Here is a 19,397-nt window from a genome sequence, read left to right as displayed (position 1 = left end):
CTCTCAATTATCTTTCCCCTATTAAGACTGAAGGCTATAATTATGTTGCAGAAGAAATAAAATATTCTCATGTAAGACACACTCTCTATTAATAATATCCATCATTATCAAATTAAAAGATTCGAGATCACTTAAGTTACTATCTTTTTTTAATAATTTAATATGTGCAATCTTATACAGTCTTTCCCATGATTGTTTTATATCCATTAACTCACTAGTAATATGAATAAATTTATCTTTAAATAACTCGTTCATGTCTATAAGTAAGTCATATAAAAAATATCTACTCCATCTCATATCAAATAAACATTTCAAATACAAAGGAAACATATTTCTTTGTTTATGAAAATCTTCATTTATATTTTCTTTAAGTTCAAGGGCTGCAATCTTTCCAAAATAATATATCTTATTGTTTTTTTGCATAATTAAACCTCGAACATACTCACTTGATATTTTTTTTAGTGTTCTCAAAAAAATATCTTTAAGATTTTCCTTGCTTATTTTTTCCTGTATAATCACATCAATTGATGAGTAAGATGAAATTTTTTCTATACCTTTTGCTTGAGCCAATTCAGGTATAGCTTTTCCTCCTTTCCAAAAAGAATGGAACTCCTCCATTGATATCTCACCCATAAATTTATTAGGAACTGGATCTTGAACAAATACTCTATCTTCTGTAAGTTTGTTAATTGCGAGGTAATGGTCTGTAACATATTTATCCGTATGGACATCTATATGACTTTTTATAAATTTGGGGTTCAAATAATCATTACTATATGGTAGAAAAAAGGTGCTTCCTAATGCAATAAATACTTCTTGACGATTCAAACATTCTTTTATATATTGAAGCCCCTTTTCAAAATTAGAATATACATGTTTCTCCATACGAAATGTTTGATTATATTCTAACAACTGTGTATATCTTGCTACAGAAGGTACCGATGTGACAGTATCCATTCGATATGCTGGTATACTATATAATTCTTCATTAGCTATTAAACTCATGTAACTAATGCTACCCATACTTTTTAATTTATCGTGAAGAATTGGTATATAGCATGAATAATAATAAGGGACATCAAAAGTTGGAATTAATTCTTTCATTTTCACTACAGCACTCACCCCATATTTATTTTTTTACAGCCCTATCCAGTTCTCAACAGTATAATTCAACTGTAAGTCCTTAGTAGCTTTAAATTTTCTATTTGGAATAGGTTGTCCTAATTTATCCACTTCAAAGAGCCTAAAGCCTCTTGAAAACTTAAACCTGCATGCAAGGTCCCTTGGCACTTTAAAATTCCCTGCAAAACGATTTTTTTCTATTCTATCTAGTATCATGCCTACACTCATATAAATTCGTTCACCAACTGGTGTATTTTCAGGTACTTCGACTGTTACAGAAACATCCACAAATTCTGATAATGTTTCTATTACCTTATATTTTTTAGGTATTCCTTTTACACCTTGTGTCACAAAGGTAACTTCGGCTTCTCCTATTTTCTTAGGTATAATTGTTCCATCCCCCATAACCTCTAGCACATCTGGGTTATCAACTAAAAATACACCATCTAAAACACTCATTTCAAAACCACTATCGTACGTAACAATTGGATTAATTTTCACTTTCATTCCATTTAATCCAACTACATCTCGACCATCTAATGTAACATTAACTATATTACCAACATCTCCAAAGAAATATATTAATGGTAGATGCATACGTTCTCCCCAGTCTTTCTCAAAATGTGCACCATTTGGATCCTGATAAAAAATTAAATCATCTCTATATTTGTAACCATTTTTCAATAAAGTTTCTGCAATATCTCTCACATGTTTTACCAAGAAAAAACCTTCCGCACTACCTATATCCATCCATATTTTCAAGTCTTTTTTTCCTTCATACATTTCAAATAATTTTAATTCCGAATGGTCATCTTCAACTTTCACAAAGAATGGAGATAACATCCCAATTTTTCCAAACACTTCAGGATTGCGGAAACCAATATTATAAGTTGATAAACCACCTGCTGATGACCCTATTAGAGCTGTATTTTCAGCATTAGTCAATGTTCTAAAATTTTCATCAATGTAAGGTTTCACCTCATTGATTATAAATTTTTCATATAATAAACCTGAGCATTCTATATGTTTATCTGGTGAAATGAAATGACAAAACTCATTATTTTCTATGATTCTTTTATGTGCTATACCTACTATTATTATCTCTTGAATTTTACCTTCATAAATTAGCATATCAGTCGTTTTGTGGACATTCCATGATTCATCATTTTTTATTACTGGCTCAAACAAGCGCTGCCCAGCATGCATATATAATACAGGATACTTTTGGTACGAATTGCTTTCATAACCAGGTGGTAAATATATAAATAGTTTCCTACTATTCTCAAGTATTTCAGAATGAAAATTTTCAATCGTAATCACTTTAGAAGCTCGTTCCATAGTAACCTCCAATTTTCTATTTTTCACTTTCATTAATACAGCTCTTTTCTAGTTTTTTTCTTTAAAACCGTACCCTTTATTAACTTTTAAGAGAATTTTTCAGTATAAGCTTTTATTTTAGCTACTAAAATGAAATTCCCCCAATTTTAATTACAATTGTAAAAAAGTAGACCCCCATAGTTAAGACTCCACCAAGATAGTTTTTTCTGCAGTTTGCCATTTTACAACTACTTCTCCAGTTCCAAAACTCGGGGTCCGATACTTATGATTCTCTCCTCCTTCAATCAATAGTGTGTTATCGATCTTTCTAATAAATTTAAATTCAAGCAAGGTATCAGCCGGAACACTTATATCAAAATAACCCGTAGGAAATTGATACATTATTTGATTAAAAAATGGCCCTACTGCCTTGCAAGGATTCATATTTCCTAATGAATATGTGTTCCCCATTATAAAAACTTCACTCTCTGGTATTTCATATCCATTTTCAATAACAAATCGAATACAAACTTGCTTTGTATTTAAGACCTCTACATGTTTATAGATATTACTCCTAGTTCCTGTATCTGTTACAACAGTAATTTCATATTTACCATCGTTCACTGCTGGAACTTTTACTTTTATACTAGTATGTGACCACGAAACAACTTCCGCCTCTTTTTCTTCAAATAATACTGATCCTTTTTTAGAAGTAAAGCCACATCCTTCAATACAAACTATTTGACCAACGGTTGTCATTTTATGTCCCACAGTTCCTATTAAAGGTATACTATTTACTCCTTTATGGTGCCAAACATGTACTGACCCAGGTCCAAGCCATAATGAATCTATATTATTATTTTCAACTCTAATTGTTTCACCATCTAAAAGACCATCTAATATGTCCTTATACTTTCTAGAAGGAAGAATTGTTTTAACATCTTTTATTTCATATCCTTCTGTTAAATTTCGATTCAACGCTATTAATACCACATCACTTCCAAAGTACCTTTCATATACATAAATATCATCCGTTATATATCTTTCTTTGGTATTTCCATATGGAAGTGCATAATTTAAACTACGAAGCGAAGATAAAGATTGTATTATCTTAAAGTTATCTGTATTCACATCAAAAGATTCCATTTGACCACGATTGTTCGGATCTCCATTTCCAACCATATATTGCTCTGTACCGTAGTATACAGAAGGTATTCCCCTTGAAGTTAACAAGAATGCTAATGATTGTTCTATTCTACGTTTACTTTGTCCATTAATGTGAAAACGGTCCATATCATGATTATCAATAAAAGTAACAAGATTATTTACATCATTATAAATTTGATATGTTTCTTCAATCATTTTGTGTAATCCATGCATGGAATCCATTCCATCTCGAAAAACTTCACGTACTTTATGAGCAAAACTAAAATCTAATAAACTCATACCACTATTATTTGCAAAATGAATATTTCTATGGTCATTCTCATTCGGATTGATATACCATTCACCAAAAATAAATACTGGTCTATAATTATAGATTGAATTTAGCCAACTTTTTTGCCAGCCATATGACATGTGTTTTACTGCGTCAACTCGTATACCATCTATCCCTTGGTCTAGCCATAGTTTAATAGCTTCTTTAAAATACAAATCAATAGCTATATTTTGATGATTTAGATCTGCAAGATCAAATAAATTACGATAAACTCCGTCTTCATATTCTTCAAAATCCGTTCCACCATTATGATGAAAATAATGATTGTAATCATTATCGTATCCACCAAGTAACAATCCATTATCATATAATCTACCATTTTCAGCATAGGTCGCATCATCATGTAATGCAGGCGAAGTGTGATTAGGTGCAAAATCCATAATAATTTTTATATCTTTTGCATGAGCGGTTGTTATTAAGGTTTGAAAGTCTTCAAATGTCCCAAAAAAAGGATTTGTTCTTTTAAAATCACGAGCCCAATATCCATGATATGAAGTACTTCCTACCAAATCATTTATTGGAGTAAAGATATTTTCTACCGGTTGAGATATCCATAATGACGTCACACCTAGTTCAGTAAAATAATTTGTATTTAATTTTTCAATAATCCCTATCCAATCTCCACCAAAGTATTTCTTTTTATTTTTCCTAGATTCATCGTATAATCCCCCTTTGGGATTATATGATGGGCATCCATTATGGAATCTGTCCGTTACAATTTGATAGATTATATCTTTAGAAAAATTAACGTTGTTCCCATTCACCTTAAGCTTATCTTTTTCTTTCAAATGACAACCTCCATCCCATAGAAGCATTTACCAGCTATTTTCAAACGTTTAGCACTCTACCCTTAAGTACTATTTGAAAAATAGTTAAAATATATTTCGCCTCCTAACTAGTAACTCATGTTTCGATTCAATTTTTCATACAAAATAATGTCTACAAGTGGGTTCTATATTTGTCCTATAAACTGTACCATTTGATTTATGTCGAAGTAAGGGAAAAAATGTCATTATATAGGGGAGGTAAATATAGAAAATTCTTACATAGAATTATGTTTACAAAATATAGCCCCAATAAAATACATAGACAAAACATTTTTTATTTGGTAATATTCACCTGAAAATATTTGGTAAAACTTTATGCGGAGAGGAGTATTAAAAATAAATACTAGATTATTAATAAAAATACTATTTATACTACTAATACCAATCTTATATTCCAAAATAAACTATAAAATATAAATATAGCTTTCGATCTTACAAATATTAAAAACCTAGGGAAAAGCTGTAAAGAAATTTCAAAATAATCTGGAGAAATATTTTATTTGCAAAAATCTTATATAAAAATTAAAACATTATTGTACAGTTAAAATGTTCCTTCCTAAATGCTATTTAAAATTTTCTCTATAAATTAAAGATTTACTTCTACAAATTTAATAATGCCATTAGTAGATATTTTCTAGTAATTTAATTTCATAACAATTTAAATCCACTTACATTCTAAGATTTCTATGGTCAATTTATATTGCGTTTTATTTTTCAAACATGTATGTACTTAAATCCATTTCATACCTACCGTTTTTACCTCAAAATAACAATATATTATATCAATATATCTATTTTACAATTAGATTCCATTTCATTAATCATCTAATTAACTTGATTACTAAAGTTCACCACTATTAGTTTGCAAACAAATTTTTATAAATTAGATACTTAAATTTGTGAGGTGACAATACTATGCAACAACAGGTCGAATTAGATTCCGCTCTTGCTGTTTCTTCGAAAAAGACATTATGGAAAAATCGTACATTTACTTTTGTATTTACAGGTTATACCTTATCAATGTTCGGAAATTCATTTCACAGTATTGCTTTAAACCTTTGGGTACTACAAGCAACAGGAAGTGCCAAATTGATGTCTACAATTGCCATAACTCATATGGTCATGAGCATGTTGTTTTCTTCCATTGCAGGTACTGTTGCAGATAGGGTAGATCGCAGAAAACTAATGTGGATAACAGATATAATAAGAAGTCTTTTAATACTAAGTATCGCATTTTGTATTGCAATACCCGGTACCCCCTTTATTCTTATTATTATCTTAACCGCTCTTACTTCTTGTGCAGGATTATTTCAGTCTCCTGCATTCCATGCTTCCTTAGTTGATATTGTAGGAAAAGACAAAGTTCAACAAGCTACTGGAGTATTAAATGTAGCAGATAATGTATCTCGTATTTCGGGGCTAGCTATAGGGGGCGTTGTAGTTGCAGCATTTGGTGGTAGCATTGCTATCTCAGTTGACGCAGTTACTTTTATGTTATCCGCTATTTTAGTGCTGTTAAGTGGAAAGTTTCCTAATTCTACAAAAAAAACAGGAATCAAAAATTCATTTCAGGAGGACCTTGTTGCAGGATTCAAGTATATATGGCAGAACCCTTTTGCTAAATCTGTTATTATACTCTCGCCTACTTTAATCACATTTTTCACTGCTTCATTAATGCTTATTCAAGTAATGTCTGTAAAAGTGTGGAAAGCAAATCCGATTGAATTTGGGATAATTGAATCTAGCATTCCAATAGGTTATATGTTAGGCGCAGGCATTATTATCTTTTTTGATAATAAGTTACATCGACGGGGTTGGTGGATAATCCTTAGTATGGTTTTACTAGCTCCAATCTTTGTAGGGCTATCTTTTGCTCCATCTGTTCTTTACGCAGTACCATTAATTCTCCTCTTAGGAATACTTTTTTCATTTTGTACATTGCTTGTCAATGTGATTATTAAAGTTGAGGTAGATCCTGAGTTACAGGGAAGGACTTTTGGAACACTTGGTTCTCTTACGAGTATTGCATCACCAGTCGCTTTAGCAATTTCCTCATTTTTCGCTGACATTTATGGTCCACCATTAATCTTATTAATAAATGGGGTCTTATTATTTATTTCAGGACTAATTGTACTGTTCTTTCTAAAATCAATTAGATCATATAAATAATTCTTTTTCGTTATAAAAAAGTTTAAGTATCCAAACTTGAAAAATGTCGAAATTGTTAAGGATATCAACTCTTTCGGCATTTTTCCTATATCACTTAAGGAGAGATTTTTATGCCAAAGAAAATACTTATACTCGGAACCTTTCTGGTAGCGGCTAGCCTTTTAGGTTGCACAGATATAGAGCACAAAGATACTCTCAACAAAATAGAAGCCCCCCAAAAAGAACCAGTGGATGTAAAAGAAAAAGTTGCACTTAAACATATGACAGCAGAAGAATATTTAAAAAACTATAATAAAATTAAGAGTACTGTATCTACACAAGGTATTGAAATTCTTCCATTTAATCTTGAACTAGAAAAGCAATCCAATACATATAGTTTTTATTACCCTAAAGAAGTAGATAAATCAGATCAAGATATGAAATGGGTAAGTGTCATGTTAGGAGAAAACGGAAAAGTAATTGATGGGATTATGTATACTGGCTGCGCAGATATACCCACGATTAAGGCAATGATTCAAGCTACTAACATTACATGGACTAATGAATTAGATCAGTTAATTGGTTCAATAGGAAATGAAGATTTTTCAAAAACATTGGAAATTGAAAAAGTGAAACTATCTGTTAAAGGTAATTCGAAAAATATTAAAGTTATGATAGATTCAATGAAATTAGATCCACCTCAATCCCTTTAAAACAAATATAATCCCAAATTCCTATTTAATTTCTTTAATTTTACACTATATAGAAATTTATTTAGCTTTTAATAATTAAGTCTAGCTATGAGACTATACAAAAAATCGTCAGCGCTTTTAAAAAGCAACTGACGATTTTTTTATTCTCTTACATTTTTATTTAAATTGGCATCAACAATATGACTCTGTCTATTTATTTAATTCTAACTTCCAAAACATTATTCTATAATTTCAAAAAGGTTATTGCCATTATTACCACCTGGTAATATAAATTTTACATGTTGATCTGCTGGAATAGTTATATAATGATATTGATCAGGTTTAGTTAATTTGGTTGTACTTTTCCAAGTTCCTGAAGTCCAGTACGTTACTTGTGAAAAAAATGCTAGTGGCGGGAATTTCTCTGGATCGGTTGACTTATCATTTTCTGATATAATTTCAGGCTTAATTCTAATTTTCTTTCCTGCCGCATTTTTAAATTGAAAATCATAAACAATTCCATAGTTTCCTTCAAGCGTCGAGTTAGAATTTTCTAGATACCATATAGGTGCTTCGTATTCATTAATACCAACACGAGGTTGAGGATAGGCTTTACTTGTCTTTGAACCTACATAAAAGGTACTTGTTGTTACATTATCAATAACAGCATACCTTTCATCGTAATTATAATTAGCAGTTGAAGTAGTTTTATTATAATTTTTAACCTGTGTTGTTTTTATAGGATCAAAAATTTCTGATGGGCTAGAGAACTGTCCATCTGGTTTTTTCTTTGAAACAAATTGACGTAGGGTTAATTTTGCGTTCGGAATAAACTTAATTTTTCCATTAACTGCAAAAGTATCTTCTACATCTTTTTCTAATATAAATACATGTCCATCTGCCGGAATAGTAATAACTTGATCATTGTTACTATTTCCATATTGAACTATAGTACTAGATGTAATGCCTATTATATCCCATGAACCATCAGAACTAACCGGATATGCTGCGTTTACAGCACTATTTTTAATTCTTATGGTTTGCGGTTGACGATCTTCATTGTGTATAGCATATCCAAATTTCAATTGACCTCCAGTATAATTTCGATTAAAAAATTCAGCACTATACTCTTGATTTGCTTCTAATATTCTTTCATTTGTGTAGTAAGCATACTTACCAGCTTCAAAGCTTGATCCCATATTTGGATTATCGTATACACTTTCTGGTGCATTTGTATATATGTACTTTGCCCCGCCTTGTTTATACTTTATTTGTGTAATCATAGAAGCCTCTACTCCTCCTGAACCAGTTACCCCTAAAAACAAAAGTGACGATAGTAAAACTGAAGAAAAAACTTTTCTGTTCAAAAACACAGCTCCCTTCCATTTATTACAACTAAATCTAGCATACGCTTTACATACAATAAATGTAAATGGGATGTGTAGCTGTTGTTATTGAGAAATACTGATCCATCAAACATACTCTTAATGATTATATATATATAGTAACAACGAATTCTTAAAAAGTGATCTGTCTCCTTTGTAAAGGACATTAAAAAAGCTAGCAACATCAAAAAAATATTTCTGTATTTAACAGTTTCATCTTTTTTGAATTCCATTGACATCTATAATAATTATGTATGTTATATATTTCTTAATCTCTTGTTTTAATTAAATAACAGATTCGCTATGCGAACTGAACAAACAATCTCTTATTTTTCCATGATTCTATAAATGTGCTTTAAATTTTAGACAACTTGAAACTGATCTCCCAATGTCATCTTTATTTGATGAGCCCCTTTCTATTTCTAAATCATAGTATTTTTAATATAGTTTCTTTCATGATTTCGTTTCGATTTCTCTTTTGTTTCCGTTGTTCTTGAAATGAAATTGAAAATTAATTATAGTATCCCAAATGGTATACACAAGCTATTTCACACAAATGATTGACCATATTCTTTAAATTGTATTTAACCATTAATTTTTGAATTACCAATAATATTTTTCTGGGTTATTACATTAAAGTTAATATTATGATATATTTATATTCGGAATAATTATATCTTACATTTAAAGGGAGAATTTTAATGGATAACCTACTATTGAAAAAGGACTTAACAACGGATCAAATGGTTCTTGTTACTTCAGAGTTTGAGAAAAAGAAAAAATCAAAAGGACTTGCTTACCTAATTTGGTTTTTTCTAGGCGGACTTGGTGGTCACCGCTACTACGCACGTGACTTTGGTATGGCAATTGCCATGACACTGACTCTTGGAGGGCTTGGTTTCTGGGCTTTAATCGATGTTTTCTTTATTGGAAGCCGAATTGGTAAGAAAAATGAAATGTTAGAACGTGAAATTATTATGAAAGTTAAAAAGATGACTGCTTCAAAACGTTTATCTTCATAAAAAACCTCCTTTGGGAGGTTTTTTATATAAACACTTCAATTTTTGTTTTCACTAAATACTTTTTCCAATAACAAGTTTCATCCCCCATAACGTGTAGCCATCAATACATCATACACGTTTCTAATTCTTGTTTCTCACTTCGTGTAATCATATTCAATTTTACGTAACTCGTCCTTACTTCTCTTTTTATTTATTTTTATGTTTTAAGAAAATGACTCCACCAACTAGTAACAACAATGCTCCCACTGTAATAGACTTGAGACTATTATGCAATTGGTACTGCAGATATTTCGATGCAAAATTGCATTTTTAATTCAGATATATTGATGTATACTGAAAATGAACTACTCAGCATTTTTATTTTAAGTTAGTATATCAAACCCTAACTACCTAAAAAACTCAAGTAAACGTATCTTATGTCATTTTAAAAAATACAAAAGTACCTTATATTATATAAGGTACTTTTGTATTTTTTGTTTTAGAATTCCTCGATTTGAACTGTACAATTAAAATATAATACAGATTACCAATCGTTTTATACGTATCTCAGTTGAACTTCAGAATCACATATTATTTTAACTACTGCTATTCTTCTCTAATTACATCTATAACGTTATCTTTTTTAATTTTCCGAAGCGGAATTAGTACCGATACATAACTAATCAACAGTGCAGTTATAAATGTGATAAAGCTAGATTGATAAGGAATAATCCATTCAAACGACACCGTATTTGACAGTGCTACATAAAGAATATACGACAGCATACAGCCGAAAAAGATCCCTTGTATGCTTCCAAAGAAACCGTACAGAAGTCCTTCATATATAACCATCTTTTTCAAATCTTTTTGCGACATACCAATCGATTTTAAAGCAGCTAATTCTTTTCTTCTCATAATGATGCTGACTGTGATGGTATTTAAAATATTTACACAACCAATTAGTGTAATAACAGCTATAAATCCGTACCCTAATATTTTTATATAAAGTATATTGTCTGTATGGAAATTACTTTGAACAATATTATTTTTTACATCTATAGATGCATCTCCACTCAGTTTCTTTTGTATATCTAAAATTGTAGCATCAGCCTGAGATTGATTCTCTAAATCAATTTCAAAACCTGTTAATTTTTGTGGAGATGGTGTAATATGTTCGGCTATTTGTTCACTAGTAATAAAAGTTATGGTATCCATCACTCTACTCATATTAAAAATATCTAATTCTACAATTGCAGCTATTTTTAAAGTTTCTAGTTTGTCTTCATTGTAAGAGATTTCCTCTGTAGGTTTTCTTTCCTGTCGACTTGTTATTTGGATTTCATCCCCTACCTGAAAAGTACTTAGAGAACCTATATATTTTTTACTTGTATTCATATCATTTGATGCAGCTTGCTTTACTAAAATAACCTCTTTTTCACGATTTAATTTTGAAATATCAATTCTTCCACTAGTTACATTTTCAGCTAGTTTCTTTAAACTATTCTCATCGTATGCTTTTATTTGTGTTTCCATAATTTCTACAGTCTGATTATTGTATTTTACTTTATGATACAGCGATTCATTTCCTTGTAATTCTTTAATTTGTTTATTTTTTGGTACTTTCGTATAAAAATCATTTGCCTGATATTGCTTGTACAGATTCTCTACGTTATTAACTTTATAAATATTTCGACTCATACGATCTATGCTAGGCTTGTCTAAATTTGAATTAACCGTAACTGATATATCCGATTTTAGAGCTTGAATTTCCGGTTGTTTACGCTGAATGACAGTATCTATGAGAAACGTAAACGTGATATACAGTACACTACTTATAATAATAGACAAAATTGTAACTGTATATCTATTGGGATTTCTTTGGATATTTTTCAATGCCATACTTAACGGAAAAGATAGTGGTTTCTTTAGTTTTGTTCTCTTTTTTTTCTTTATTTTTTCTTTTTTTATAGCCAATCGGCTACTTACGGCCAGTAGCGGTGAAATTCTTCCTGCAAAAAAAGCGGGAAAATAGCTTGAAATATAAACAGTTATCAATGTAATTAACGAACTTACACATATAATTAACCAATCTAATTTAATTGTATATCCCATAGAGTTTTTAAGTACGTTTATCAGTACTTGATTAAGTAAAAAGACTACTAATATACTAAACAAAACCCCAAAAAAGATAGCAATAATAGAAAGAAATGTTGCTTCTCTTATCACAATTTTTCTGATTTGTTTTTTTGTAGCTCCTATACTCCTCAATAGCCCAAACTGTTTCATTCGCTCTACTATACTAATTTAAAATGCATTGTAAATAATAACAATCGTAGAAATCACAACAATCCCAATACTAATAGCGGCTGCCACCATTATCTCTACACTAGGCTTTAAGGCTCTCTTTAATTCGTCATTCACTCTTATATTTTCTTTATTCGTCAATAATTTAAATTGGTTTTCAACTTCATCAAAGTTTGCGTACTTATGCAATTCAATCAATACGCTACCTTCACCAACTTTGAACTTATTTTTATATGTCAATAATTGACCAGTTTTATTTTCCTGAGTACTACTAGACTTATTTAGCAAACCAACAAGTTTATATTTTTTTTCATGAATAGTAAACATACCGCCTAATTTAAGATTGGGACCAAAGTAAGGCAGCATCCATTTTTCCAAAACAGCCTCGTGTTCATTTGAAGGCAGCTTACCTTCTACAGGAATACTAGACTGTAACAGCTTCAATGCTTGATGATCTGCATACATATAAGAGACAGCTATATCATCAACATGGAGCACCTCTCCTGGAGTTATGATGCCATAAGAAGATATATTCGGATTACTTTTTATCATATTGAAAAGCTTTTGATTATAATTTTCAACTGAAATATTTGCAGAACCCATAGAACCTTTTTTAGCATTATCAATTCCCGAAGTGTATCCACTATTAAAAAAAAGTCCAATCGTTGTTATTAGCGCCAATGCTAGAATAATACCTGTTAATGTTAGCAGAGTACGTTTTATATTACTTCTGAGATATTTTTGACTTAACTGTTTGTAACTATGAATCAATACTCCTCCCCTCCACATTTCTCTTGATTTTGCACTAATTTTTTATCTGAAATAATCATGCCATCTGTAATGGTTATAATTCGATCAGAGTTTGATGCGATAGCAGGGTCATGGGTAATTAAAATCACCGTCTGATTATATTTTTTAGCCGTTACTTTTAATAAATTCAGAACTTCTTTTGTATTTTTTGTATCTAGATTTCCGGTTGGTTCATCCGCTAAGATAATATCGGGTTTATTTATAAGAGATCTACCAATAGATACCCTTTGTTGTTGACCACCCGATAATTCAGAAGGCAAATGATTTCGTCTTTCATTTAACCCTAGAGTTCTTATAATTTCATCCAGGTAATGATCATCTAACTGTTCTTCGTCCAATAGAGCTGGCAAAGCAATATTTTCTTGTACATTCAAGACAGGAATTAAATTGAAAAACTGAAATATAAATCCAACTTTTCTTCGGCGAAAAATAGAGAGTTCATTATCTTTATAATTGTAGATATTTTCATCACCTATAAACACATTTCCCGAACTCGGACGATCCAGCCCTCCTAAAATATGCAATAAGGTACTTTTACCAGAACCTGATGCTCCAACTATGGTTACGAATTCTCCTCTATGAATGGAAAGATTAATTCCTTTTAACGCCTGTACTTGCGTTTCTCCCTCTCCATATGTTTTTACTACATTTTCTAATCTAACAACCTCCATACAACTCATCCTTTTCACAGATTAATTTTGAATCTCTACAAAATAGATTTTATCCTTATCGTGCTCACCATTCTCGTCTTTCACTGCATACACTTTTGAAACGTATTCGACCACCTTTTTTACTTTGTTTTTATTTTTATAGTCAAAATTTTCTTTTGCAAACTGAATTAACGAAAGGCTTACTTCTTTTTCTTTTAATTGTTTATATGTTTCCTCATTAACAATTACTATCGGTGATGAAAAATAGCCAATCCAATTATTTTGTTCAATATGTTGAACAGGTATCATTTGTCCATTTAAATTTAAATTTCCATCCTTAACTTCCTCATCTTCCGCTTTTTTTCTATAAAATAAGTTTTTTTCACTCGCTAATTCTTTTATTTCTTTTACCGGGGTTGAAGTCATTGAACTATCTTCTTTAGATAAGGGTGTTCTTATAATTCCTTTTTTTAAGAATTTTTCAGCTGTAGATTTTGTAATAACCGCATATTGTTTCTTTGTAACAGATGGTTTATTAAGTTCCTTGTCTATCTCTTCTTCAGTCATATTTCCTCCTTTTTCTTTCCATTCTTTCTTAATTTCTTCTTTCTGTTCGGTAGTGAATTCTTGTTTTATTATTTCTGTGACCAATTTATAACTATAATCTGCTGTTCGTACGTTTTGATCTTTATACAGATTTTTGACAGCTGATATATTTTCTTTCGTTCCAGATACCATGATACCGTTTACTGGTTGTGAAGGACCATTTATATACCGATTTACAGCAAACCCTATACCTATAAAAATTGCTGTTACTACTAGAAATCCTATTATCTTTTTCATTTTCTTCCTCCTCATATACTATGTTTAATCTGGGATTAGAACAGTAGGTTTTTTCTTTATATAAACAGTGGCTAAAATGCTACAAGTCTTAATAAAGAATGATTACTTTCAGTATAGACGTCTTTAATTGTTAATTGAATAACTCTTGTCTTACTATATATACTTTAATCTTACAGTTTAGTAAGATTACTAAATCTAACTTTTTATATACTCGTAACTCTGATTAAGATATACTTTAAAATTAAACGGCTTTTATACACTTATTTAAGTACACACATACTTTTCAAATTCTCAAAAATCCGCTCCCATTCGGCTCTTATTCTCAATGATCTGTTTTTTTAAATTCATTTACATAATTAATGTGAATTCAAATTTCATTTAACATTTTTGTATAAGATAACTTAAACAAAACTTTACTGATTGTATAAAAACGTACAAATTCAACAAGACACTATTACAAGGTTTTTCAAAATATAAGCAAGTACATGTATGAATTACATAAATATTCTGCTTTAAGTAATTGTTGTATCTCATTATGTACTGAAAAGCTTTAAGTCGATTTGAGTATTATGCTTATACTCAGAAAAGCCTCAAAAATCCATTTCCATACTAAACTATTTTAAATTAGCCTATCAACGTGTAAAATAACTGTCATAATCAAAGACAAATGAGGAGAGATACTGTGGATAAAGTATTATTCGTTGAAGACGATAACGATCTAGGAATGGCTATTGAGTTTACTCTAAAAGGAGAAGGACTTGAGGTCATAAGAGTTTCTACTGTACAAGATGCAAAAGACCAATACGAAAATAATAAATTTGACTTAGCTATATTGGATGTTGGACTCCCAGATGGAAATGGGTATGATTTATGTACCTATCTTAAAAGAAAAGGTGATATACCTATTATTTTTCTCACAGCACTGGATGAGGAGGCAAATGTAGTAATGAGCCTTGATATTGGTGGAGATGATTATATAACAAAACCCTTCAGGGTAAAAGAGCTATTATCTAGAGTAAAAGTACAATTAAGAAAAAAACTTAAAACAGCTTCTAATACTATATTGAAGTCTGAAAATATACAGCTTGAAGTTGAAGCGGCCAGAGCCTTTAAGCATGAGAAAAGTATAAATTTAACACATTTAGAATACAAACTCTTATTAACGTTAATGCTAAATCCTCATAAAGTGTTACAAAGAAATGAGATATTGAAAAAAATAGCAGATGAAGGTGAAGTGTTTTTCGATGAAAATACTCTTTCTGTTTATGTAAAAAGATTGAGAAGTAAAATTGAGGATAATCCACAAAATCCTGACTGTATAATCACACAAAGAGGTGTCGGATATTTCTGGAATAAAGACGTCAGTAAGGAGTAATTTAATGATAAATAGAGAAATAAAAATTAATATACTTACATTAGCATTAATCTCTTTTTTATTTATTATATATCAAGTTATCACAATTCATATTCTATATGACCATTTAAAAAATGATTATATTACTATTTGGAGTGAAATTACTGGAAAACTAATTGAACAACACCCAGAAAATGAATACGAAATAATACAAGCACTTACAAATGATACAGCCAATAAAAAAGATTATTCCAGTGATGGAGAAATGCTATTAAAACAATATGGTCTATCTGCTCAATTGGATTCAAGACTTTTTCCTTATTTAAATAAACATATATCCCAAAACAATATATACATGTTCCTTGGAGCAATAGGGTTCAGCTTAATCCTAATTTTTCTAAATTACTTACAATATAAATCTTTTTTCTTAAAAATTAGAAATGTAACAACTGCAGCGAATAAAATTATTGAAGGTGATTACACCATTGATATCAAGGAAAATAGAGAAGGTGATCTAGCTAAACTTGCTAATTCTTTTCATAAACTGAAAAATGTTATTAGAAAAAGTATGCATAATTTAATGGAAGAGAAACAATTTTTAATTCAAACTTTACAAGATATTTCTCATCAACTAAAAACACCACTCTCAACACTAACAGTGAACAATGATATCTTATTACAAGGTAAATTAAATGAACAACAATATCATTTTTTACACAATAATGATGTTCAAATTTCAAGAATCAGCTTTTTAATACATAATTTATTAAAAGTTTCAAAAATAGATGCTAGGGCAATACTATTTGAAAAAGAAAACTCTGATATTATTGATACAATTTATGAGGTCATTGCTAGTTTAAACAGTAAATTAAATAAAAAAAATATGAACATACATTTAAAAACCAATGAAAAAATATCACTTTTCCATGACAGTATTTGGATGCAAGAAGCTTTATTAAATATTTTAAAGAATTCCATTGAACATTCAAATGATAATAGTTCTATTTATATTGAAGTCACAAACTCTCCTATTCATACTGAAATAATAATTCAAGATTTTGGTGAAGGTATTGCATCAGAAGATTTGCCATATATATTCGATAGATTTTACAAAACAAAAAATTCTAATAAAGAAGGCTCCATTGGAATTGGCTTAGCACTAGCGAAGTCAATTATCGAAGCTCACCATGGATTTATTAAAGTAGAAAGTCAAAAACACTCATTCACAAAATTCACAATAACTTTTATGAAGTATTAATAGTTCATAAAAGTTATTGTGAATCCCTAACCCTTGAGTATAATTTTTAAAAATTAATCATCTGTAAAAAAAGAAATTCGATTAATTTTTCATAAATGACTGTAGAGAAATAACTTTTTCGTTTTAGGGGTAATTAAAAATCTTAGCTTGATGGGCATAGAATCACAATATCAAAAAAGAAAACTGTGCGTTTGAACAGAATTTAGACATAAAATAGCCGATTCCTTTTACGCTAAGGGATCGGCTATTTATTTTACTGTTTTATATAGTGTACAATTCCTCGCTTACGAGGTCTGTGTAGCAATCAAACCAAATCTTACGTTAAGTATTAGTGGGCATCAAAAATAGTAATGACTAATCCAGATTAACATTGATCTGATTCACAATTAAATATACCAATATGTTAAATGACTAAATAATACAAACGGTATGAAGAGAATTTCTAGTCTTTTCATACCGTTTTACGTTTGTTCTTAAGTTTCATACGAAATTCGTGGAAGGATAGCAGTAAGAGTATCTAATAAATTAAAGTCCTGAAATACAAACCCTAATTCATTTTTTCTAAACTTGTCTAGTGACTTTGATTTTAACCGTGTAATGTCACTATTATTGATTATTATTTTTCCCGTCGTAACATTATCAATCGTTGATATACAGTTAAGTAATGTAGTTTTCCACTTCCTGAGGGCCCCATTCTCCCAATAAATTCCCCCCTCATCTACCTTAAAACTAATATTATCTATAGCCTTTGTTACATTATCTTTATTACCATAATATTTTTCGATTTTTTCTACACTTAATATATTTCGCATTAATACTTCTCCTTTTTCATTATACAAATTCTTTAACTCCCCTTCATTTTATATAATTTCATTAATGGTATCGGTGGAATTACATTTTATTAACATTACATTTTTGTTATATTGAGTGATACCTATACATGTAAGTTATCAGAAATCGCAGTGGTATACGTAAGGTTTATTCGATGCCTTACCAAATGGACAGATAAGTTTTGGTGCAAAAATGATAAAACTTAAGTAATTAGTAGAAATAAACAAACTAGTTACGACGTAACAACAGCTCAATTTAAAAGATATGGATTTTTTTTCATTTCACAAAAAGATTTTGAAAACAGAAAAGGATTTGACCTTTAAGGCCAAATCCTTTTTATTATTTCGCAGCAAGTTTTTCTTTCACTTTTGCAGGAAGCTCCTCCTGTTTCACTTCTTCCCAATTAAATTTATTATTAAATACGGTACATGAAATTACCAATGATAAGAAAATCCCTCAATTAGGAGCACATTACATTATAAAACATTTACATTTTCTCGTTCTGTGAGATTAATCTAGTGATAAAATAAAGTTACAAGTCTTTAATTTAAAGAACTGGAGAACACAAAGCTCTGATGCTGTAGTTGTATAAGATTCCCTTACAATGGTCGCCCCCAAGATAAAACATTAAAGCTCTGTTCACGATCTAATCGTCCAAAACTCAGCAACGATAAACGCCTCCACTTTTTTCATATAACATCACATCAAATAATATAATCAACAAATCTCATATATAAAAAAAGAGAGGCGATTGCCCCACTTAAAATTTAAATCCAACCTCATTACTATCATCTTTAGCTTTTTTCCTTATTTTAAATATGCTTAAGATGCTTTTTTATATCCCAGCTGAATACTATCTATATTATATGACTTCATAATTTCATAATATCTTGTTTCATTTGTTGTAGAATTGAAAAATGAATCTCTTCCATCTCTAGTAAGCTGATATTTTCCCTTTTCAGTAAACTCAGCTCGTATTTTATACTTTCCTTCTTCTACCTCAAAATAGTAATGAGCTTGACCACTTTGTAATCTAGAAACTATTTTTTCCTCAACTATTTCTTCATTTTCATTAATTAAATATAACTTTATTTCACCTATTTCAGGTGCGAGTGTTTGTTCCTCAGGATCAATCCACCCATCCTCATTTTCATCAAACCAGATATAACCAGAAATAGTCCCTTTCTCTGGATCCCAAACCTTATCCATCTCTTCTGCGAATGCTAAATTTTTTGGTAAAAATAATGTAAAAATGAATAATAAAACTGACATACATGTTATAGATTTAATTGTTTTCATCAATATCATCACCCAATCCTATAATATTTAACAAGAATATATAAATATTAATACAATA

13 protein-coding genes and 2 pseudogenes are annotated in these 19,397 nt (G+C 30.0%); 5 read left to right on the top strand and 10 right to left on the bottom strand.

Annotated elements, in window-relative coordinates; all coding sequences use genetic code 11:
• Nucleotides 1-21 precede the first annotated feature (21 nt).
• The 3 genes from ACUN13_RS27740 to ACUN13_RS27730 all read right to left on the bottom strand — a co-directional run bounded on the left by ACUN13_RS27740 (nucleotide 22) and on the right by ACUN13_RS27730 (nucleotide 4,725).
• The gene (locus tag ACUN13_RS27740; protein WP_088346799.1) at nucleotides 22-1,110 is read right to left on the bottom strand and encodes a hypothetical protein; all 1,089 of its coding nucleotides are present in this window, start codon (nucleotides 1,108-1,110) and stop codon (nucleotides 22-24) included.
• 27 nt (nucleotides 1,111-1,137) lie between these two features.
• Nucleotides 1,138-2,460 (bottom strand): alpha/beta hydrolase, encoded by a 1,323-nt coding sequence (locus ACUN13_RS27735; protein WP_088346797.1) that lies wholly within the window; start codon nucleotides 2,458-2,460, stop codon nucleotides 1,138-1,140.
• Between the two features lie 180 nt (nucleotides 2,461-2,640).
• Nucleotides 2,641-4,725 (bottom strand): alpha-amylase family glycosyl hydrolase, encoded by a 2,085-nt coding sequence (locus ACUN13_RS27730; RefSeq protein WP_409532382.1) that lies wholly within the window; start codon nucleotides 4,723-4,725, stop codon nucleotides 2,641-2,643.
• A 954-nt stretch (nucleotides 4,726-5,679) separates the two neighbouring features.
• Here ACUN13_RS27730 and ACUN13_RS27725 point away from each other — a divergent pair.
• Both ACUN13_RS27725 and ACUN13_RS27720 read left to right on the top strand, forming a co-directional pair.
• Nucleotides 5,680-6,933: an MFS transporter gene (locus ACUN13_RS27725; protein ID WP_001187351.1), complete on the top strand. Its 1,254-nt coding sequence runs from the start codon at nucleotides 5,680-5,682 to the stop codon at nucleotides 6,931-6,933.
• Between the two features lie 110 nt (nucleotides 6,934-7,043).
• Nucleotides 7,044-7,625 (top strand): hypothetical protein, encoded by a 582-nt coding sequence (locus ACUN13_RS27720; protein ID WP_445424068.1) that lies wholly within the window; start codon nucleotides 7,044-7,046, stop codon nucleotides 7,623-7,625.
• Nucleotides 7,626-7,843: 218 nt separating this feature from the next.
• On the opposite strand, the gene ACUN13_RS27715 is transcribed toward ACUN13_RS27720, so the two are convergent.
• Nucleotides 7,844-8,977, bottom strand: coding sequence for a copper amine oxidase (locus ACUN13_RS27715; protein ID WP_409532381.1), 1,134 nt, complete (start codon nucleotides 8,975-8,977; stop codon nucleotides 7,844-7,846).
• A 341-nt stretch (nucleotides 8,978-9,318) separates the two neighbouring features.
• Nucleotides 9,319-9,578 (bottom strand): annotated as a pseudogene (locus tag ACUN13_RS27710) (IS3 family transposase); the annotation flags it as partial.
• A gap of 112 nt (nucleotides 9,579-9,690) precedes the next feature.
• Here ACUN13_RS27710 and ACUN13_RS27705 point away from each other — a divergent pair.
• Complete coding sequence (locus tag ACUN13_RS27705; RefSeq protein ID WP_000369371.1) at nucleotides 9,691-10,011, top strand: TM2 domain-containing protein; 321 nt, start codon at nucleotides 9,691-9,693, stop codon at nucleotides 10,009-10,011.
• A 585-nt stretch (nucleotides 10,012-10,596) separates the two neighbouring features.
• Here ACUN13_RS27705 and ACUN13_RS27700 read toward each other — a convergent pair.
• The 3 genes and pseudogenes from ACUN13_RS27700 to ACUN13_RS27690 form a co-directional block, all read right to left on the bottom strand.
• Nucleotides 10,597-13,065: pseudogene (locus ACUN13_RS27700) on the bottom strand (ABC transporter permease).
• The gene (locus ACUN13_RS27695) at nucleotides 13,062-13,775 is read right to left on the bottom strand and encodes an ATP-binding cassette domain-containing protein (RefSeq protein WP_089607850.1); all 714 of its coding nucleotides are present in this window, start codon (nucleotides 13,773-13,775) and stop codon (nucleotides 13,062-13,064) included. Before ACUN13_RS27695 ends, ACUN13_RS27700 begins: the two are co-directional and overlap by 4 nt.
• Nucleotides 13,776-13,796: 21 nt before the next feature.
• The gene (locus ACUN13_RS27690; protein WP_025687970.1) at nucleotides 13,797-14,597 is read right to left on the bottom strand and encodes a lipoprotein BA_5634 family protein; all 801 of its coding nucleotides are present in this window, start codon (nucleotides 14,595-14,597) and stop codon (nucleotides 13,797-13,799) included.
• Between the two features lie 682 nt (nucleotides 14,598-15,279).
• On the opposite strand from ACUN13_RS27690, the gene ACUN13_RS27685 reads away from it, so the two are divergent.
• The gene (locus ACUN13_RS27685) at nucleotides 15,280-15,972 is read left to right on the top strand and encodes a response regulator transcription factor (protein WP_445424067.1); all 693 of its coding nucleotides are present in this window, start codon (nucleotides 15,280-15,282) and stop codon (nucleotides 15,970-15,972) included.
• A 4-nt stretch (nucleotides 15,973-15,976) separates the two neighbouring features.
• Nucleotides 15,977-17,209: a sensor histidine kinase gene (locus ACUN13_RS27680; RefSeq protein WP_409532380.1), complete on the top strand. Its 1,233-nt coding sequence runs from the start codon at nucleotides 15,977-15,979 to the stop codon at nucleotides 17,207-17,209.
• Between the two features lie 473 nt (nucleotides 17,210-17,682).
• Here the strand turns inward: ACUN13_RS27680 and ACUN13_RS27675 are convergent, their stop codons facing one another.
• A complete protein-coding gene (locus ACUN13_RS27675) occupies nucleotides 17,683-18,048 on the bottom strand; it encodes an ATP-binding cassette domain-containing protein (protein WP_269800673.1) in 366 nt (121 codons plus the stop codon).
• Nucleotides 18,049-18,862: 814 nt separating this feature from the next.
• Nucleotides 18,863-19,339, bottom strand: coding sequence for an SdrD B-like domain-containing protein (locus tag ACUN13_RS27670; RefSeq protein ID WP_088344617.1), 477 nt, complete (start codon nucleotides 19,337-19,339; stop codon nucleotides 18,863-18,865).
• Nucleotides 19,340-19,397 lie beyond the last annotated feature (58 nt).

The organism is Bacillus cereus group sp. Bce041, assembly GCF_052646455.1.
The sequence above is the reverse complement of the archived record's forward strand: the minus strand, read 5'-3'. Positions and strand labels throughout refer to the sequence as shown.